The 18,003-nt window shown below is 65.0% G+C and carries 17 protein-coding genes and 1 pseudogene; 5 read left to right on the forward strand and 13 right to left on the reverse strand.

Going from position 1 to position 18,003, the window contains the following annotated elements; genetic code table 11:
* Positions 1 to 12 precede the first annotated feature (12 nt).
* The 10 genes from PanNE5_RS04660 to PanNE5_RS04705 all read right to left on the reverse strand — a co-directional run bounded on the left by PanNE5_RS04660 (position 13) and on the right by PanNE5_RS04705 (position 10,300).
* Complete coding sequence (locus PanNE5_RS04660) at positions 13 to 861, reverse strand: D-amino acid aminotransferase (RefSeq protein ID WP_261939321.1); 849 nt, start codon at positions 859 to 861, stop codon at positions 13 to 15.
* Between the two features lie 2 nt (positions 862 to 863).
* Positions 864 to 2,051, reverse strand: a complete 1,188-nt coding sequence (locus tag PanNE5_RS04665) for a D-alanyl-D-alanine carboxypeptidase family protein (protein WP_150562233.1) — start codon at positions 2,049 to 2,051, stop codon at positions 864 to 866.
* 252 nt (positions 2,052 to 2,303) lie between these two features.
* On the reverse strand, positions 2,304 to 2,933 hold the full coding sequence (locus PanNE5_RS04670) for an alpha/beta hydrolase (RefSeq protein WP_017235596.1): 630 nt from the start codon (positions 2,931 to 2,933) through the stop codon (positions 2,304 to 2,306).
* A gap of 62 nt (positions 2,934 to 2,995) precedes the next feature.
* Entirely contained in the window at positions 2,996 to 3,325 is a 330-nt protein-coding gene (locus PanNE5_RS04675) for a (2Fe-2S) ferredoxin domain-containing protein (RefSeq protein WP_017235595.1), read from the reverse strand.
* A gap of 166 nt (positions 3,326 to 3,491) precedes the next feature.
* Positions 3,492 to 5,033 carry an MFS transporter gene (locus PanNE5_RS04680; protein WP_261939322.1) on the reverse strand — a complete coding sequence of 514 codons (1,542 nt, stop codon included), beginning with the start codon at positions 5,031 to 5,033 and terminating at the stop codon, positions 3,492 to 3,494.
* Positions 5,034 to 5,230: 197 nt separating this feature from the next.
* Positions 5,231 to 6,403 carry a VanZ family protein gene (locus PanNE5_RS04685; RefSeq protein ID WP_017235593.1) on the reverse strand — a complete coding sequence of 391 codons (1,173 nt, stop codon included), beginning with the start codon at positions 6,401 to 6,403 and terminating at the stop codon, positions 5,231 to 5,233.
* A 13-nt stretch (positions 6,404 to 6,416) separates the two neighbouring features.
* A complete protein-coding gene (locus tag PanNE5_RS04690; RefSeq protein ID WP_261939323.1) occupies positions 6,417 to 7,274 on the reverse strand; it encodes a PqiC family protein in 858 nt (285 codons plus the stop codon).
* Complete coding sequence (locus PanNE5_RS04695) at positions 7,274 to 8,233, reverse strand: MlaD family protein (RefSeq protein WP_026131916.1); 960 nt, start codon at positions 8,231 to 8,233, stop codon at positions 7,274 to 7,276. Before PanNE5_RS04695 ends, PanNE5_RS04690 begins: the two co-directional genes overlap by 1 nt.
* On the reverse strand, positions 8,223 to 9,179 hold the full coding sequence (locus tag PanNE5_RS04700) for an ABC transporter ATP-binding protein (RefSeq protein WP_017233756.1): 957 nt from the start codon (positions 9,177 to 9,179) through the stop codon (positions 8,223 to 8,225). Before PanNE5_RS04700 ends, PanNE5_RS04695 begins: the two co-directional genes overlap by 11 nt.
* Entirely contained in the window at positions 9,179 to 10,300 is a 1,122-nt protein-coding gene (locus tag PanNE5_RS04705; RefSeq protein WP_017233757.1) for an MlaE family ABC transporter permease, read from the reverse strand. Before PanNE5_RS04705 ends, PanNE5_RS04700 begins: the two co-directional genes overlap by 1 nt.
* Before the next feature lie 205 nt (positions 10,301 to 10,505).
* On the opposite strand from PanNE5_RS04705, the gene PanNE5_RS04710 reads away from it, so the two are divergent.
* The 3 genes and pseudogenes from PanNE5_RS04710 (at position 10,506) to PanNE5_RS04720 (ending at position 13,538) form a co-directional block, all read left to right on the forward strand.
* The gene (locus PanNE5_RS04710) at positions 10,506 to 11,504 is read left to right on the forward strand and encodes a biotin--[acetyl-CoA-carboxylase] ligase (RefSeq protein WP_083902290.1); all 999 of its coding nucleotides are present in this window, start codon (positions 10,506 to 10,508) and stop codon (positions 11,502 to 11,504) included.
* Positions 11,501 to 12,535: pseudogene (locus tag PanNE5_RS04715) on the forward strand (type III pantothenate kinase); the annotation flags it as partial. The gene PanNE5_RS04710 and the pseudogene PanNE5_RS04715, both read left to right, overlap by 4 nt.
* Positions 12,536 to 12,593: 58 nt before the next feature.
* Positions 12,594 to 13,538: an SPOR domain-containing protein gene (locus PanNE5_RS04720; protein ID WP_261939324.1), complete on the forward strand. Its 945-nt coding sequence runs from the start codon at positions 12,594 to 12,596 to the stop codon at positions 13,536 to 13,538.
* Positions 13,539 to 13,559: 21 nt separating this feature from the next.
* On the opposite strand, the gene PanNE5_RS04725 is transcribed toward PanNE5_RS04720, so the two are convergent.
* The 3 genes from PanNE5_RS04725 to PanNE5_RS04735 all read right to left on the reverse strand — a co-directional run bounded on the left by PanNE5_RS04725 (position 13,560) and on the right by PanNE5_RS04735 (position 16,040).
* A complete protein-coding gene (locus PanNE5_RS04725) occupies positions 13,560 to 14,567 on the reverse strand; it encodes an asparaginase (protein WP_017233761.1) in 1,008 nt (335 codons plus the stop codon).
* The gene (gene rfaE2, locus PanNE5_RS04730; RefSeq protein ID WP_017233762.1) at positions 14,564 to 15,067 is read right to left on the reverse strand and encodes a D-glycero-beta-D-manno-heptose 1-phosphate adenylyltransferase; all 504 of its coding nucleotides are present in this window, start codon (positions 15,065 to 15,067) and stop codon (positions 14,564 to 14,566) included. Before rfaE2 ends, PanNE5_RS04725 begins: the two co-directional genes overlap by 4 nt.
* A 106-nt stretch (positions 15,068 to 15,173) precedes the next feature.
* Positions 15,174 to 16,040, reverse strand: a complete 867-nt coding sequence (locus tag PanNE5_RS04735) for a hypothetical protein (protein ID WP_026131919.1) — start codon at positions 16,038 to 16,040, stop codon at positions 15,174 to 15,176.
* 723 nt (positions 16,041 to 16,763) lie between these two features.
* Here PanNE5_RS04735 and PanNE5_RS04740 point away from each other — a divergent pair.
* On the forward strand, positions 16,764 to 17,324 hold the full coding sequence (locus PanNE5_RS04740; RefSeq protein ID WP_261939325.1) for a chalcone isomerase family protein: 561 nt from the start codon (positions 16,764 to 16,766) through the stop codon (positions 17,322 to 17,324).
* 202 nt (positions 17,325 to 17,526) lie between these two features.
* Complete coding sequence (locus PanNE5_RS04745) at positions 17,527 to 17,964, forward strand: nuclear transport factor 2 family protein (RefSeq protein WP_017233765.1); 438 nt, start codon at positions 17,527 to 17,529, stop codon at positions 17,962 to 17,964.
* Positions 17,965 to 18,003 lie beyond the last annotated feature (39 nt).

Here is an 18,003-nt window from a genome sequence, read left to right on the forward strand (position 1 = left end):
TCTTGTCCAGGGTCACAATGCCTCCTTGGCGCGTTGATACGCGGCATACAGCGCCTGGAAGACGGGGCCCGGCCGGCCATCGCCCACGGGCTTGCCGTCAAGCGTGACGACCGCCAGCACTTCCTTGGTCGCGGACGTGATGAGCAGCTCGTCGGCGTTGCGCACGTCCGCTTCGCTGACCAGGCACTCATGGAACCGGATGCCGCATTCGCGTGCAAGTCCTTCGAGCACGCCGTAGCGAATCCCTTCCAGAATACGATTGTCGCGCGGCGGCGCAAACATTTCACCGCCCTTGACGACCCACACATTGCTCGACGACGCCTCGGTCAGATTCCCGTCACGGAACTGGATCGTTTCCTGAACGTCGTGATCGGCGGCGTACTGTGCCATCAGCACGTTGCCCAGCAGCGACGTCGACTTGATATGGCAATTCAACCAGCGTCGATCCTCATGCGTGACCGCGCCCACGCCGTGCGCCACTTTGTCGCGGCTGGGCAGCGTGAGCGGGGTTGCGATGCCGAACACCGTAGGCACGATGTCCTTCGGAAATGCGTGCTGACGCGGTGCCACGCCGCGCGTGACCTGCACATAGACGCTGTGCGGATCGGCCGAACATGTGGCCGACAGGCGCGCGAAGAGCGCCTCCCATTCGGCGCGTGTGTACGGGTTCGCGATGCGGATCTCGGCGAGGCTGCGCTCGAGCCGGTCCAGATGCTGCGCAAGCCGGAAAGGCTTGCCGCGATAGACCGGCACGACTTCATAGATGCCGTCGCCGAACAGGAAACCCCGATCGAGGACGGAGATTTTCGCGTCGCCGAGCGGGATCAGGTCGCCATTGAGCCAGACGGTGGGGTTATCCATGCTTACTTCTTCACGAACATCAGGCGCAGCGCGTCCCATGCGCGGCCGACGAAGCTGGCTTGCGCAACGTCGGCGAGGGCCACAACCGGGAATTCGGCCAGCGACTTGCCGTCGGCCATGACCTTGACGGTACCGACCTGCGCCCCATTGGCGATCGGCGCGATCAGCGGCTCACGCAGTTCGAGTTGCGGCTTGATCTTGTCGGCGGTGCCCTTCGGCACGGTGATGAAGGTGTCCTTCTTCACGCCGATCTTCAGCTCGCTGTCCTTGCCCTTCCAGACCTTGGGCGTGGCCACGACCTGATTGGCGCCGTACACACGCAGCGTGTCGAAGTTCTGGTAGCCGTAGTTCAGGGCCGAGAGGCTGTCCTGCACGCGCGCGCGCTCGGTCGGCTCGCCCACGACCACGGACAACACGCGGCGGTTGACGCCCGCCGCCCCCGGCATCGGACGCGACGCCGTCGCCACGAGGCAGTAACCCGCCTCCTTCGTGTGGCCGGTCTTCAGGCCGTCGACCGTCGGATCGAGGTACAGCAAACGATTACGGTTCGGCTGGCGAATGTTGTTGTACGTAAAGCTCTTCTCCGCGTAAATCTTGTAGTACTCGGGGAAGTCCTGAATCAGGTGCGTCGACGCCGCCGCGATATCCGCCACGGTCGTGTAATGCTGCGGATCGGTCAGCCCGTCAACGTTCGCGTAATGGGTGTGCTTCAGCCCCATGCGCTGCGCCGCGCGGTTCATCAGTTCGACGAAGCCCTGTTGCGAGCCACCGACGAGTTCGGCCAGCGCGATCGACGCGTCGTTACCCGACTGGACGATCATGCCGTAGATCAGATCGTGCACCGAAACCGGCTTGCCCGCCTCGATGAACGTGCGCGACTCGTCGCGACCCACCTTGCGAACCGAATCGCTCGGAATGACCGTCTGCTCCATCGAAATGCGCTTGTCGCGCAGGGCTTCGAAGATCACATAGGACGTCATGATCTTCGTGAGCGACGCGGGCTCCACGCGCGTATCCGCATTACCGGCGGCCAGCACCTGACCACTGTTGACGTCGACAATCGTCCACGCCGTGGCCGACATCGGCGGCGGCGGAATCTGTTGGGCACGAGCGGGAAGCGAGGCAAGCGAGCCGCAAGCGACGAGCGCCGCGGCAGCGGCGGCACGGGACAGCGAAGCGTTGAATTTCATGGGCGATGAGGAAAACGATGTGAGGCTCAGGGGCATCTGCGCTTGAAGAAACGCCGTGCCGCCGACACGTTGACGAGCGCGCGGCACAGCGAAGAAGACGGCGGCACCGGAGCGCCGGGGCCATGCCTGTCGGAACCATAGACCCGACCCGGCATGACAAGGTTCAGGGTCGAATTATACGCGTCGTGATTTCACGTCCCCAGCGGGGCGGGCCTCGACGGTCGAAATCGGCCGAAATTCGCCCCGGGTGTATCAATGACGCCACGCGTCGACCACGAGCTGTTTCAGCAGGGGTAACAGACCGTGGAAAAAGTGTTCGCCGCCCGGTATGACCACTACGGGCAAGGTCTGGGGACGCGCCCAGTCCAGCACCGATTGCAGCGGCACCGTGTCGTCGAGTTCGCCGTGAATGACCAGCGTGTCGGCCGGTACGGTCGCCACCTCCCAATTGCTCGCTGCCGTGCCCACGAATACCAGACGCTGCGCGGCGGTCCCCGCCGCCTCCAGCGTCTTCGCGACATGCGAGAGCACGAAGGTGCCGAACGAGAAACCGGCGAGTGCGAGCGGCAATGTCTCCCAGCCCGGTTGCTGGCGCATCCAGTCGATCACGGCGAGCAAGTCGTCGCGCTCGCCGATGCCGTTGTCGTGCTCGCCCGTCGACTTGCCGACGCCACGAAAATTCGGGCGCACCACGGCGTAGCCGAGCTGGACGAACGCGCGGGCGAGCGTCTGGGCGACCTTGTTGTCGAGCGTGCCGCCGAACAGCGGGTGCGGATGGGCAACGAGCGTGATGCCGCGCGGCGCGCCGGCCGGACGGTCGATGGCGATTTCGATGGCGCCGACCGGGCCGTCGATAGTGAAGCGTTCAGTCTGGGCGTTCATGAGCGATGGTGGGCTGAAGTGCGGCGAGGGCCGTGCGCGGGGCCGTGCCTGTGTCGCCGGGATCAGTCGATCAGCAGACGCTCGACGATCTCGCCTTGCGCCAGATGCTTTTCAACGATCTCGTCGATATCGGTTTCGTCGATATACGTGTACCAGGTCCCTTCGGGATAGATCACCACGACAGGTCCTTGCTCGCAGCGATCGAGGCACCCGGCCTTGTTGATCCGCACCTTGCCGGGACCGGCCAGGCCGAGTTGTTTGACCTTGGCCTTGGCGTACTCCTGCATCGCCTGCGCGTTGCAGTTGGCGCAGGACGGGCGATCGGCGCCGGGTTCGCGCTGATTCAGGCAGAAAAACACGTGATGCTGGTAGTACTGCGGCTGGGTGGCCATGTCGGGGCTTTGGCGGAGTGGCAACGTATTGCGGGCCATTCTAACCGACCTGCCGGGGCACTGCGGCGTCGGCCCCCGTGCGCTCACGAAGCGCAGCATGGCGGGACATCAGGAAATGCGAAATCCGGGACGTCCGGCGCGGCGCAAGGCGGCGCGTGCCGTACGCCTAGCGCAGGCGTCGCTGCACAGCCATAAAGATAGCGCAGAGCGCCGCCAGGCACGCGAAGCCGAAGAACACGTTAACGCAGGCCAGCACGAGCGCCTGTTGCGACGCGAGGCCGCCCACCCAGGCCGACGCCATGTGCGCGGCGGTCGTCGCATCGACACTGGCGCCGAACGCCTGTTGCGCTTGTGAAACGGCCGCGTTGTACGCCGGGTTGAGCGGCGTCATCGACGGCGTGAGTTGATGCATGAAGACCGCCTGCCGGTCCTGCATCAGCACGGCCATCACCGACACCGACATCGAACTCACCAACTGACGCACGATGTTCTTCGTCTGATAGCCGTGCTGGAAGACGTACTCGTCCATGCCTCGAAACGTCAGCTCGGCGATGGGAATCATGGCGAACACGCCGCCCAGCCCGCTCAGCACCATCGGCAGGATCAGCCACTGACTCGACACACCCTGATAGCTTTGCGAGAGCAGGAAGGCATAGCCGAGGAGGCACAAGTAACCGAGCAGCACAAACGGCTTGAGTTGCACGAACTTCGGACGCGCGAGGGTGTATATCACGGCCACGACGAGGCTCGTCACCGACGCCACGGCCTGCAGATAGCCGGTGTGCTCCACGCTCCAGTTGAGCCCTTGCTGCATGTAGATCGGGAACAGATACGACGTCGAATACGAAAAGAAGTAGTACACGGCATAGCCGCCCAGCCCCAGCACATAGGCCGGATTGCGCACCAGCACGCGAAAGTCGATCAGCGGCTTGTGATGCGAATACTGATGCCACATGTATCCCATCGCGCAGATCGCCCCCACCAGGCAGAGTTCGAGCAGATGCAGCGGATCGGAGAAGAAGTCGAAGCGCGAGCGCTGCATCATGACTTCGACGAACAGCACGCCGGCGGCGAAGAAGACGATGCCACGCATTTCAAACTCGCCTTCGTCGCGCAGGCGCTCGCGAAAGTCCGGGATGACGAGCCACGACGCGATCGCCCCCACAAGCGCGATCGGCACGACGGCGAAGAACACCGACGACCAGACGAAGTGATCGACGAGATAGCTCGCGAGCAGTGGCGCGGAGATTTGTCCGCCGAAGAAGCCATAGGTAAAGAAGAGCAACGCCCTGAGCCGAAGCTCCGGCGCGAAACACAGGTTGATGAGAATCCGGCTGGCAGTAAACAGCGACCCCGCGCCCAACCCGAGCACAAAACGTGCGACGGCGAGCTGCGTCGACGTGTGCGCCATGCCGCACAGCCATGCCCCAAACGCCATGAGCGTGAGCGCGCCGGTGAGGAACGCGCGATACCCCAGGCGCGAGGCCAGCCAGCGCTGCTTGAGAATGACGAGGATCCCCGCCACCGCATAGAGCGTCGAGACAAACGCGTACTCTTCGGGGGCGGCACCGACGCCGCCCGCGATATGGGACGACGCGAACACGAACATGCCGTTCTCCAGCATTTCAATGCCTGTGGCGGCGGCAATCACGGCCATCAACACGCGCTGCCGTGTCGTGTGTGCCAACCGCAATCCCCAGGAATTCATCTTCGCCTCGCCAATGAAAACCGCCCGGGATCTGCCTGAAGATGCCGGGCGGTCATGACACACCGAGTGTCAGCGTGCCTTACATGGGAGTCTAGGCGTTGCCGGCTTGCGGACCAATGGGATGGCGGCCAATACGCTATTGCCGATTTGGCAACAATGCGCCGCTCAACAAGCCGTTCGGCCAGGCCGGGGCGACCTTAGCGCCGCACGCCAGCGGTGCGGGCGGGGCCGCGGTGGCTCGGATCGAACATCGCGAGCAGGTAGATCAGCACGAGGTACGGCCATGTCCAGGCGAGCCAGCGCGCCAGCACATTGAAGTGAACGTAGCGGCCTTGCCGCCAGGACTGGAGCGCCGCCTCGTAGTATGGATTCGCGGGCAGGAGATTGACGAACACCAGCAGCACGACAAGCGCGCCCAGCGCGACAGCCCCGCGCAGCGCACGCGGTCCGCGGCCGGCGACGAGCAACACCAGCGCGCCGATGACCACGCCGTAAATGGCGCCCGCCGTCACCCAGTCGAATGCCTGCGCGGGCGAGAATTGCCACGCCGACGCGATGGCTTTGATCGCGAACGCGCTGGTAAACATGGCGCACAACAACGGCACACGCGGTGCCGTCCGGCGCATCGCGAGCGTGGCGAGCAGCCCGGCCAGCACGGTACCGCTGGCGCTCACTACCGTCTCCCACAGGGCATGACTGGCGACGGCATCGAGTTCGGAAAGATAGTCCTGCAACTGCCCCAAGCGCGGTACCCAGTCGATCACCCGACCGGTGACGTCGGGATCCTGCCAAAGCCATATTTGGCGCACCAGATCGCCATCGCCAAAGAGAAACTGCTGCGGGTAAGCCTGTGCCCACGGCCACAGGGCCAGCAACACAAGCAGCAGGCTCGCGTGGCGTTCGAACCATGCGAAGCGCAAATGCCGCAGCCATCCCCGATCGAGCAGCGGACTCGTGAGCGGCACCGCAATGGCGCCGCCGATAAGTGCGCCGAGCGCGTTCGTGGCGAGATCGACGTTCGATGCCACCCGCGTCGGCAAGTACGTCTGCAACGCTTCGATGCCACCGGAAAGCCATGCGCCGAGCACGAAGGCGGCGACGACGGCCCGCACGCCCCGCCAGGCCGGATGCAGGGCCAGTACGGTCAACATGCCCAGCGGCAGGTATCCGAGCACGTTGGTGATCACGTCGAACTGCGTGATCCAGCGAGGTAACGGCGCGAACAGGTAGTCGAACGGCCCCACCGCCGCACCCTGGAATTCGAACGGATACAGGCTCGCATAGGCGATCAGCAGTATCAGGCATAGCAGCGCCTGACGCGCAAGCGGCGAGGCGCGTCGTTGCCAGGGTTTGACGTCCTGCTCGGTCATTGGCGGCACGGCCCTATCGTGCTGTCGCGCCCGAGGCCGACGACGCGGCAGGCAACGTCCGCGACGGCAACGGCGACCGGGCACGTGCCGCTGTCCCGGCCGTAGCCGTTGGCGCCGGCACGCGCCCGGCGAGCCACTGAATCAGTTGCGTCTGCACCGCGTCGCTGGCCGCGGCAAGCGCGCGGGTGCCGCCGGCCGCGTCGGCACTCGCGGCAGGGGCCTGCGCACGTAACGTCGTCTGCGCGAGCAGCTTCGGCCCATCGAACAGCGTGGCGCGTATCTGGACAACGCCGTGGCTTGTCGACGCACTGTCGAAGTACTGCGCAAACTCCTCGAGCTCCACACGTAGCGCCGGCGCAGCGGTCGGATCGCCTGCCGCGAGCACCGGGCGGTCGACCGACAACGCCGCGCGCAGACGATCCCCGAAGAGCCGCGCGGGCGACGCCAGCCATCGGCTGTTCGCATACCCGCGAGCCTGATCGCCATCGCTGGCGGGCAAGCGGTAGTAGATTGTGTCGACGTCGAGCCAACTTGGCGCGTTGACCACCACTTTCAGCGGCGACATTCGCAGGCCACCGGCCGCGGCCACGTCCGATGCCGGGGCGGCGGTGTTGGCGGTGGTGTCCCCGGCATTGGCAGCGACATTGGCCGACGCGGCAGGGATCGTCGGCGGGCCGAGATCGAAGCGCGTCAGCGAGGCCGACGGTGCCGGGGCGGCGCACCCCGCCACCAGCACCACCGCGGCGGCGCAAAGCCACCCGGCGGCGAGCGCACGCTTGCCGCCGGGTGGCGCGACACCTGCCTCGCTGACTTTGCCCGCGTCGATCGGCTCAATCATCTCGATACCCTCTTGCATGACGGTGTTGCGCATTATTGACGTTCTCCCCCGGGCCACGAAAAACCCGCTTCGCCCGGACCGGGCGGCGGCGGCGACGTGCCGAAGAGCAGCGCGCGCGGATTGCGATTGATCGTCTCGGCCGCTTGCCCGACCGCCTGCGTCGTGAAGCGCAGATCGTCCGAGAGCGTGTTCAGGCGCGGCAGCGCTTCCTGTTGCAGCGACCCTTCGAATGTTTCCATCGTTCCCTGGAACGCCGCCAGACTCGACGCCGCCTGATCGGCCGCGCGTCCCACGCTATCCAGGTTGCGCACGAGCGGCCCCTGAGGATCGGTCAATTGATCGGTCAGACGATGGGCCCCGGCAAGCGTGCCGGTGAGTTCGCGCACGGTGTCCGGCAACTGCGCCGTGACGGGCTCGAGCTGCTGCGCCACGCGATCCACGCTTTGCGCCGCGGCCTTCACGCTGTTGATCGAATCGAGCATGGCCTGCCGGTTGTCGGGCGACAACAGCGTATTGACCGAAGACGTTGCCTCTTCGAGCTGATGTACCAGGTTGTTGCCGCGCCGCTGCAGTTCGTCCACAAAACTCGGGCGCAGTCGCAATTGCGCGACGTGCTTCTCGGACGACGGCAGCAACGTTCGGTCATGCCCGTCGTCGTCCAGTTGTACGAAGGCCAGCCCCGTAACCCCTTGATAGCTCAACGTGGCGAACGTCGACCGGGTCATCGGCGTGCCTTCGTTCACGAGAATGCGGATCAGAATCTGCCCAGGCGTGCGCGGGTCGAACTTGATCGACTCGACCTTCCCGACGGACAGACCGCGATACCGCACGGCGGATTCCGGATTGAGTCCGGTCACGTTGGTGTGCGAGACCAGATCGTAGGGAAGGCGCACACGATTGTCGCGATTGAACCAGTACACCGACGCGGCGACAGCGGCAAGCAACACCAGCGTGAAGAGGCCCGCCATGAAAGCGTGCGATTTATTTTCCATCGTCGAGTAACTCCGAAATCTTGGCGCGCCGCGCCGCAGGCAACGCGAGCAACGCGCGTCTGCCGCGTTCACCGAGGAAGAAGCTGTGGATGAACGGGTGATCGACACGGACCACGTCTTCCACCGGCGCATTGACGAGCACCCGACGCTCGGCGAGCACCGCCACGCGCGTGGCGAGCATCATCACCGTGTCCAGATCATGCGTGACCATGACGACGGTCAGGCCCAGCGAGCGGTGCAGGCCGCGAATCATGTCCACGAACTCGTCTGACGCCTGCGGATCAAGCCCAGCCGTGGGCTCGTCGAGAAAGAGCAGTTCCGGCTCCAGCGCAATGGCCCGCGCGATCCCAACGCGCTTGATCATCCCGCCCGACAGCTCCGACGGCATGCGGTTGGCCATGCGCCCCGACAGCCCCACCATCTCGAGCTTGTACATCACGACATCGCGAATCAGATCTTCCGAGAGCGTGTGCAGTTCGCGCAGCGGTTGCGCAATGTTGTCGAACACCGTCATCGCGGAGAACAGTGCACCGCGCTGAAACAACATGCCCGAGCGGCGGCGCAGCAGGTGCGCGCTGCGCCGATCGATCGTCGTGATGTCGTGACCGAAGACGCTGATGTGGCCAGTGGTCGGCGACTCCAGCCCGATGATCTGGCGAATCAGCGTGGTCTTGCCCGAGCCTGAGCCGCCGACAAGCGCAATGATCTCGCTTTGCCGTACGGTGAGATCCAGATGCTCATGAATCGTGTGCGTACCGTAGCGCTTCGTGAGATCGTGCACCTCGATCACCGGGTCGGCGTCGCCCGGCAGGCTTGACGACACAGGCGGACAACCCGCCGCGGCGCCGGATATCACATCGCTGGCGTAAGCCTGCGCGACGGGAGCGGCCGCGACGGCCGACGTGGCGAGCGCTGGGGCCCGATCGGGCACGGGGGATTGGGACATCAGCCGATCCCCGTGTTGCGAAACAGAATCGCGAAGATGGCATCGGCCAGAATCACGACGGTGATCGAGGTCACCACGGACTGTGTCGTGCCCTCCCCCAGGCTCTGCGTGTTCGGTTTGACCCGCATGCCGAAATGGCAGGCCACGAGTGCGATCAGCATGCCGAAGACGCCCCCTTTTCCCAGGCCGATCCACAGATTGGCGATGGGCACGGCATTGGGCAACGTGGTGAAGAAGTAGCGCAGTCCGATACCGAGTTCGTACTTTGCCGCGAGCGCGCCGCCGAGCAGCGCGATGATGTTTGTCCACATGACCAGCAGCGGCATGGCAATGGCCAGCGCAATGACCTTCGGCAGAACGAGCCGCAACCCGTGCGGAATATCCATTACGCGCATCGCGTCGAGTTCTTCGGTCACGCGCATCACGCCGAGCTGGGCGGTGATGGCCGACCCCGAGCGACCCGCCACGAGAATCGCGGAAAGCACCGGGCCGAGTTCGCGGATCACGGCGAGACCGAGGATGTTGACGATGAACGTGCTCGCCCCATACAACTTGAGTTGCTGGGCCGACAGATAGGACAACACGATGCCGATCAGAAACGCCACCAGCGCCGTGATACCGAGTGCCTTGGCCCCCGCGCTGTAGATATTGGCGGACATCTCCAGCCATGGCGCGCGAACCGGATGACGAATGACGCGGCCGAGGTCGATCACGAAGCGTCCGAACATCGTGACGCCGTCGCGCAAATGCTCGCCCAGCGTGAAGAGCGACGCCCCCAGCCGGCTGATCGGATCGAGGCGGCGGGTGGGCGCCGGACTCTGTCGCGAGCGATCGAATTCGGCGAGGTGATCGAAGAGCGCCCGCTGTGTCGGCGTAAGCGCGACGCGCTCGGGAAACCGACGTTGCCAATAGCGCCACAGCGCCTGCGCGCCGACGTGGTCGAGCCGTTCGACGCGGGTCAGGTCCCACGCCAGGTCGCCCTGCGGCAGCGAATCGACCAGGCGCAGCAGCGTCTTCTTGCGCTGCGAGAGGGCGAGCGCTGTCCACAGGCCGTGCAGCATGACCACCGGGCCTTGCGCCGTGGTGGTCAGCTCCAGAGTGGGCACGGCATCGAGGTTCAAAACAGACGATCTCCTGGCGACAAACTCGTCGAAATCCGGCAAAACGCGGTCATTGTACGGTACAGGGGCGACCGGTCGATGGCAACCCGGCGCAGGCTGAAAACGCGTCGGCGCTGGCCGATCGGGTCCTCGGACAATACCGAAAAACGGGGACGACGGCAGTGCAGACCGGCGCGGCGCCGGCCTCGCCGCTACAATAGCAACCATGAATAAAGCCGCGCCCTCCTCGCCGAACGCCCCCCTCGCCCCTATGGCGGCGGATTCGTCTGAACGCCCCGCCGACGCGGGTGGCGAGCCGTCGCGCGACACCGCATCCCGCCAGCTCGATGGCGACCGAATTCGCTCGGCGCTGGCCGCCACTTGCCGCGACTGGCAGATCGACGTGGTCGAGACCACGGGCTCCACGAACCTCGATCTGCTGACCCGCCTTCGCCGGGACGCGTCGTGCGCGCCCCTGCTGCGCGCCGCGATGCGCCAGACGGGCGGTCGCGGACAACGTGGCCGCGCATGGCAGAGCGTGCCGGGCGACAGCCTGACGTTTTCGCTCGCCTATACGATGCCTGGCGGACCGGCCGAACTGGCCGGGTTGTCGCTTGCGACAGGCGTCGCGGTGGTGGAAGGGCTCTCTGATCTGCCGCTGTCGGCGCCGCACGCGCTCGGCCTCAAATGGCCCAACGATGTGCTGCTGCGCGGCGGCAAGCTGGCGGGCATCCTGATCGAGACGCTCCCGGCCGGACCGGGCCGCATCGGCGTCGTGATCGGCATCGGGGTCAATCTTCGGCGGGCTGCGGACGTCGCCGCCCGCATCGACAACGCCGCGCCTTCCGACGACGGCACGACCTCATCTGCCGCCGTGCCGGTCACGCCGCCGGCGGCGCTCGAATCGGTGCTGGTCGATCCGGATATGTCGACGGTGTTGATCGCATTGGTCCAGCGTCTCGCCACCATGCTGAATCGCTTCGCCGTGCATCGTTTCGGTGTCTTCCGTGACGACTGGGAAGCCATGCACGCCTATGGCGGAGCGTCGATTCGCGTCATCGAAAATGGTCGCGATCTGTTGCAGGGCGTGGCGCTCGGCGTCGACTCGCAAGGTCGGCTGCGCGTCGCGACCCCTGACGGCGAGCGCACGATTGCCAGCGGAGAAGTCTCCGTGCGATTGCTCGATGCGTCTGGCACGCGTGACGCCCAACGGGGCCGTGGATGAGCGCCGCCCGACAGACGCCGCCCCCACGACCGGTGGACACCGCGAAGTCCGCGGCAACGGCGGCGGACACTCGCCTTGCGAAGACATCGCGCGGCAGCCTCGACACACAGGGCGCAAGCAGCGCTGACGGTGCACCTTGGCTGCTCGTCGATGCCGGCAACAGCCGGATCAAATGGGCGCTTGCGCCGGCCGTGCGCCCAGAGGGTTGGAGCGCAGCGGCGCCGTCCTTTCTGGCCAGCGGTGCGGTCGATCACGCCGAATGGCGCACGCTCGCCACGCAAATTCGCGCGGGCTGGGCCGCGCTGGTCTCGGGCTCGGGAGAGGCTCACTTCGCGCCGAACATGGCACCGCTCGCCACCGGCCAGGGCCGACAGGACGAAAGCTTCGTCTGCCCTGCACCCGCGGGTGTCTGGCTTGCCAATGTGGCGGGCGAACCCGCGGAACAAGCCGTGCGCATGACACTGCAAACGCTGTGGGGCATGGCGTCGACCGATTGGCTGCAGGTCTTGCGCGCCAGCGAATCGCGAGCGGGGGTGCGCAATGGTTATCAAGTCCCCACACAGCTCGGCAGCGACCGCTGGGCCAGCCTGATCGGCGCGCACGCCGCGTGGCCGGGCGAACATCTGCTGATCGTCACGTTGGGCACGGCCACCACCGTCGAAGCCTTGTGTGCCGACGGCGATTATCTCGGCGGGCTGATCGCCCCGGGGCCCGCACTGATGCTCCAGTCGCTGGCCCACGGTACCGCACAATTGCCGACGCTCGACGCCACCATGCCAACCGGCGGACAAGCATTCGCATGCAGCACGACCGATGCCATCCTGCGCGGATGCGCCGCGGCGCAAGCCGGCCTGGTCGAGCGCAGTCACGCACAACTGCAGGCACAACTCGGCGCACCCGTGCGTTGCGTGCTCTCGGGCGGCGCACGCCAGGCGCTCGCGCACACCCTGACCATGCCCGTTACCGAACACGATCAACTGGTACCGGCCGGCTTATACGAGGTGGCACTTCGGGCTGCCGAGTGCGGCGCAGCGGCGAGCGCGACATCCGCCCCCCACATGACCGATATTTCGGTATCCCCATCGCAAGATGCCGATCCATCCCCCGGGGGTGCTTGAGATGTTGCGTGCGCTGTTGCTTGTCATGTTTCTCGCGGCGAATGCAGCACTCGCCGCTGTGCAGTTCGGCTGGCTGAAATGGCACGATGTGCTGCCTGCCACCGGCCGCGAACCGGCGCGGGTCGAAAGGCAACTCGAACCGGAGCGAATCCGCTTGACCGGAGCAGCGATCAGCGGTCAGTCGCCCGCCGCCTCCCTCCCTGTCGGTGCGTCGGGCGGGAGACACGAATCGCAAGCCTCAGGAGCGGCGACGTCGGCCGGCGCTTCAGGCGCTTCAGGCGCTTCAGGGGCGACCGCCGCATCGGCAGGGTCTTCCAGCCCCGGAACGTCCGAGTCGGCATTGACGACGATGGCCGCAAGCCGGGCCGTCGCCGCCGCGACAACGAACGCGGTATCGGGCGATGCGGCGGCTTCGCAGGCCGCCGCCGCGAAGGTCGCGCCCATCTGTCTGGAAGTCGGCCCGTTCGCCGCCAACGACGCGCAGCAAGCGCGCGGCCTTTTGCTCGCCGCGCTGCCTTCAGGGCAAGGTGACATTCAATCGGTGGCGCTCGACAAGCGGTACTGGGTACATCTCGATCCGGTGCCCAACAAACCCGCCGCCGATAAACAGGTTGCGCAATTGCGTGCAGCAGGGGTGACGGAGTATTTCCTGCTCAACGGCGAAGGCTCGACGCTCGTCGTCTCGCTCGGACTGTTCAACGACAAGGAGCGTGCGGTGCGCTTGATGACCGCCGCGCAGAAGCGAGGCATCACGCCGCAACTGAGCGAAAGGCCCAATGCCAAGAGCCGGATCGTCTACCGGATTGTCGGCATCAACGCGAACGCGGCCGCCCAGATTCGCGGCGTCGTGACACAACAATGGACGGCGCAGTGGGTGCGGACATGCCCCGCCCCGGCCGGTAGCGCGCCGGGGTAATTGAACCGGCCTGCGCCTGGCTCAGCCGACGCGCTTCAACGACACGACCGGCCGCACAATCCCGGTCTGGATACCCCGTGCGTTCTTGACGATCGGCGACACCCACGGCGCCAGTCCGGTCGCCTCGGGCGACTCGACCAACCCGAGAGCCTTGAGTACGGCCACCGCTGCGGTATATAGCGCACGCATATTGCCGTCGACAACTTTGATGGCAATGCCCAGGCCCGCCGAGCGAACGCCGATCGTCTGCACGCCATCGGCGCCGATCTTGGCCACCCAGTCCCCGGGCGCCATGCGCATGAACGCCAGATCGTTGCGCGCCGTGCCGGACACCATCTCCGGCTGCTGCGTCATGGCGGCGAACAAGGTCGAGAGTGCCGCGTCGTCGCTCGCGGCGAGTCGGGCGTACGCGGCAGCGAGCCTGTCGAGCGGCAACGCGTAGTTCGGCGCGGAGCATCCGTCGATGCCCAACGCCAGCGTCTCGCCCTTCACGCCGACGACATCGCCGACGCGTGCGCGAATCGCCTGTTGCAGCGGATGCGCCGGATCCAGGTAGGTATCGAGCGGCAAGCCGTGCTGCGCGCAATACGCGAGAAAGCCCGCATGCTTGCCCGAACAGTTGTGATGCAGCGACGTCGGCTTCAGATCCGCCGGGGCACGTTTTCCGGTGGCGGAGTAAAACGTCGGCATGTGACAGCCGCACTGCAAATGATGCTCGTCGCAACCCGCCTTGCTCAGTAGGCTTTTCACACCATCGACGTGAAACGCCTCACCGGAGTGGCTCGCGCACAGTAGCGCCAGCTCCGGCTGCGTCAGACCGAAATGCGCGACGCCGTCGCCCTCGACGAACGGCAGCGCCTGAAAGGGCTTGAGCGTGGAGCGCGAAAACGTCAGAAACGACGGGTCGCCTGCGGCGTATCGCAAGTGCCCTTGCGCGTCGACCACCGCTACGGCGCCGTAATGCACGCACTCGACGGTATCGACGCCCATCGCGCCGCGCGTGACTTCAACGAGCGGGGCCAGATTCATGATTGGGCGCGCACCTTCTTGAGCAGCGACGTCGTCGAGCGCTGATGTTCGAACGGAATGGCCAACGCCTTGCCGCCCCAGCCACGCACGAGCGCAGACTCCGGCAGCGTGTCCATCTCGTAGTCGCCGCCTTTGACGAGAATGTCGGGACGCACGGCGGCAATCAGCGCCTCGGGCGTCGATTCGCCGAACGTCACGACATAGTCGACGCTTTGCAACGCCGCCAGCAGTGCGGCGCGGTCGTTTTCATTATTGATCGGCCGGTCGTCGCCTTTGCCGAGCGTGCGCACCGAGGCGTCGCTGTTCACCCCGACGATGAGGCACGCCCCCAACGCGCGCGCCTGCGCGAGATAGGTCACGTGACCGCGATGCAAGATGTCGAACACGCCGTTGGTGAACACCAGCGGTCGCGGCAGCGTCGGCGCCAATGCGGCGAGCGCCTCGCGCGGGAGAATCTTGGCCTCGAAATCGGCCGGAGGAATGACTTGGGAAGCGGACATGACGATCGTTCGAAATAGATGCGCTATTGTCCCACGCCGCGTATGTGGCAACAAAAAAGGGGCCGAAGCCCCTTTCCTGTCGATACCGTCGGCGCCGAACGCGCGATTACGATGCCGTGGCTACGGCCGGTGCGGCCACTGCCGCCAGACGGCTGGTGATTTCCTTGCGGTAACGGTTCAAGTCCTGCGCCGTCGCGAACGTGTGCTCGAACAGCAGCGACATGTTGTGCAGAATACGCTCGACGACCTTCTTCTCCCAACTGTCGTCGAACTTGATTTGCTCGTCGAGCCAGTGTTCGAGCCACTCCGGTTCCGGCAAACGCGACTGCACCGTGTCGTTCGGGAACAGGTCCTTGTTCACGTGCAGGTTGGTCGGGTGCAGCGGCTTTTCGGTGCGACGCGCCGACGCCATCAGCACGCCGATCTTCGCGAACGCGGCGCGCGCGTTATCGCCGAAGCTCGTCAGTGCCTTCTTCATGTAGCGCAGATAAGCGCCGCCATGACGCGCTTCGTCGCGCGAGATGATTTCGTAGATGGCCTTGATGACCGGCTCGGTGTGCCATTCGGCCGCACGGCGATACCAGTGATTCAGGCGAATTTCGCCGCAGAAGTGCAGCATCAGTGTCTCGAGCGGCGGGGCCGGGTCGAACGGGAAGCGCACGGCGTGCAGCTCGGCTTCGGTCGGCACGAGGTCCGGGCGGAAGCGGCGCAGGTATTCCATGAGCACCAGCGAGTGCTTCTGCTCTTCGAAGAACCAAACGCTCATGAACGCGGAGAAATCGCTGTCGTCACGGTTGTCGCGCAGAAACATCTCGGTGGCCGGCAGCGCCGCCCATTCCGTGATGGCATTCATCTTGATGGTGCGCGCCTGATCGTCGGAGAGTTGGCTTGCGTCGAACTTGTCCCAAGGAATGTCCTTCTCCATGTTCCAACGCACTGCCTCCAACGACTTGTACAGTTCGGGATACAGCATTTCGTTCATTTCAATTACCCCCAAGGTCGCGAGACCTTACACCAGGACTCAAGATAGTATTGTGAAAGTTTACGCCGAATTTCGACAGACAAAACGGTGAGCGTGTCGTGGGCGGCCCCCGCCGTCCGACTTCACGTCTTGAACCCTGCCGTCGCTGAAGGACGACGAATTAACGCCTGTAATCTGGCCGCATCCTGGCGATATGGCTTAGAGCGAGCCTACTAAAATATGGCCAAACTCTTGAATCATAACATAAAAGCCGTTTAATCCCGCCAACGTCGCCCCTCGCGTGACAGTAATGCGTCGTAATGTTGACGCCCGTCAAATTGTCACGCAAAGCACCTATGCTCAATGGGCGACAGGCTTTCCGACACACCTTCGGCGGCCAGCCCGGCGCGTGGCCAGCCGCTTGGGCGTCTTGAGCATCAACGCCTGCGAATGCGGACATCACGGCAGCGCGTCAGGGTTTGCCCTTGTGCCATGGGCCTGCGCGCGCGGCGTCCGATGGTCTACGCTGAAATCAATCGTTCCGTAAGTGCGACCGGGTGACAGCCCCCATCCCTGCCGACGCCGACGTTTCCTTTTTCCGCGCCGCGCTTTGAGGAAAGTTCTCAGTCGCAAATACGCAACACGTTGTATCGGCCGGCGCACCGGCAGAACGAGCCATGCGCCGCCAACGGGCCTACCGACTCGACTGGATCCTTGACCGATAAGGAGCCGAGCATGCCCACTCGTCCCGCACTTGCCGCATGGCTACGCACCGTCTGCTTTCTGGCGACGGTGGCAACGGCCCCCGGCGCCCTGGCGTTCGACGCCGGGCAACTCGCGTCGCAAGAAATCCCCACCGCCCATCTGGTCGGCCACGGCTCCTTCACGCGCCTGGGTTTTCATCTCTACGACGCGGAACTCTTCTCAGGCGCCGAGCGCGTCAGCGCGAACTGGAGTGCGCATCCGCTGGTGCTCGATCTGCGCTACGCGCGCAGTTTCAAATCTCATACGCTCGTGCAGCGCAGTCTGATCGAAATGACCAAGCTGCAAGTGGCCACCGATGCGCAACGGGAGCGCTGGGCCGAAGAACTGGCGCGCATCCTGCCCGACGTGACGGCCGGGCAGCACTTGACCGGCGTGTTCCTGCCCGGCGACGGCACGCGGTTCTTCTCGGACGGCAAACTGATCGGTCAAATCGCGGGCGACGCCTTCGGCCGTGCTTTTTTCGCCATATGGCTGGATCCGCGCACCAGTGCCCCCGACCTTCGCGCCGAATTGATCAGCGACGCGCGATAGGTCGCCGGGGCGGCCGACGCCGTCGGGTGTCTCATCCGCGCCACGCACGCTGCAACATCGCGGTGCAAACGTGCGTTGCCGTTGATAATTGACCGAAAGCCGATCCCGACGCCGCGCGCCCGGGATGACGGAGAGCGGCCCCGCCCCGGCCATGGACGGGTCCATCGAATCGCGCTGTCCAGGCGCCCACGCGAGCATGCCTATGGATATCGATCATGCGGCTGCGCTCACGCGCCTGACGCGCTACTTCGAGACCCTCACCCGCCAAAGCGTCGGGAATCTGGGCGAGTTCTACGCGCCCAACGTCTATCTCAAGACGCCGCTGCACGAGGTGCGCAGCGCCGCCGAAGTGGCGACGCTGCTCACGCACCTATTCGAGCGTGTCGACGTGCCGCGCATTGAATTTACCGCCACGCTGCTGCAACACAATCAGGCGCTGCTGGTGTGGAATCTGCATTTCCATACCAAACGGTGGCTTGACGACGAACAGGTCATTCATGGCGCATCGCACCTGCGTCTCGCTGTGGACGGACGCGTGGCCTATCAGCGCGACTATTGGGACGCCACTGAAGATATCTACGTCAAGCTCCCCATCTTTGGACGTTTATTGCGTTGGCTACGCCATCGACTGTTTCGTTGAGACGTCGGCACGCGGCCATTTGCCAGAGGGCAGTTTTCT

Origin of the sequence: Pandoraea sp. NE5 (assembly GCF_024363545.1) — a bacterium.
Lineage (GTDB): Bacteria > Pseudomonadota > Gammaproteobacteria > Burkholderiales > Burkholderiaceae > Pandoraea > Pandoraea cepalis.

Coding starts and splice junctions, on each gene's coding strand:
- PanNE5_RS04710 (WP_083902290.1), top strand. CDS start 10,506: ATGAATAAAGCCGCGCCCTCCTCGCCGAACGCCCCCCTCGCCCCTATG.
- PanNE5_RS04735 (WP_026131919.1), bottom strand. CDS start 16,040: ATGCTGTATCCCGAACTGTACAAGTCGTTGGAGGCAGTGCGTTGGAAC.
- PanNE5_RS04720 (WP_261939324.1), top strand. CDS start 12,594: ATGCCGATCCATCCCCCGGGGGTGCTTGAGATGTTGCGTGCGCTGTTG.
- PanNE5_RS04690 (WP_261939323.1), bottom strand. CDS start 7,274: ATGCGCAACACCGTCATGCAAGAGGGTATCGAGATGATTGAGCCGATC.
- PanNE5_RS04680 (WP_261939322.1), bottom strand. CDS start 5,033: ATGAATTCCTGGGGATTGCGGTTGGCACACACGACACGGCAGCGCGTG.
- PanNE5_RS04665 (WP_150562233.1), bottom strand. CDS start 2,051: ATGAAATTCAACGCTTCGCTGTCCCGTGCCGCCGCTGCCGCGGCGCTC.
- PanNE5_RS04700 (WP_017233756.1), bottom strand. CDS start 9,179: ATGTCCCAATCCCCCGTGCCCGATCGGGCCCCAGCGCTCGCCACGTCG.
- PanNE5_RS04725 (WP_017233761.1), bottom strand. CDS start 14,567: ATGAATCTGGCCCCGCTCGTTGAAGTCACGCGCGGCGCGATGGGCGTC.
- PanNE5_RS04695 (WP_026131916.1), bottom strand. CDS start 8,233: ATGGAAAATAAATCGCACGCTTTCATGGCGGGCCTCTTCACGCTGGTG.
- PanNE5_RS04685 (WP_017235593.1), bottom strand. CDS start 6,403: ATGACCGAGCAGGACGTCAAACCCTGGCAACGACGCGCCTCGCCGCTT.
- PanNE5_RS04660 (WP_261939321.1), bottom strand. CDS start 861: ATGGATAACCCCACCGTCTGGCTCAATGGCGACCTGATCCCGCTCGGC.
- PanNE5_RS04675 (WP_017235595.1), bottom strand. CDS start 3,325: ATGGCCACCCAGCCGCAGTACTACCAGCATCACGTGTTTTTCTGCCTG.
- rfaE2 (WP_017233762.1), bottom strand. CDS start 15,067: ATGTCCGCTTCCCAAGTCATTCCTCCGGCCGATTTCGAGGCCAAGATT.
- PanNE5_RS04745 (WP_017233765.1), top strand. CDS start 17,527: ATGGATATCGATCATGCGGCTGCGCTCACGCGCCTGACGCGCTACTTC.
- PanNE5_RS04670 (WP_017235596.1), bottom strand. CDS start 2,933: ATGAACGCCCAGACTGAACGCTTCACTATCGACGGCCCGGTCGGCGCC.
- PanNE5_RS04740 (WP_261939325.1), top strand. CDS start 16,764: ATGCCCACTCGTCCCGCACTTGCCGCATGGCTACGCACCGTCTGCTTT.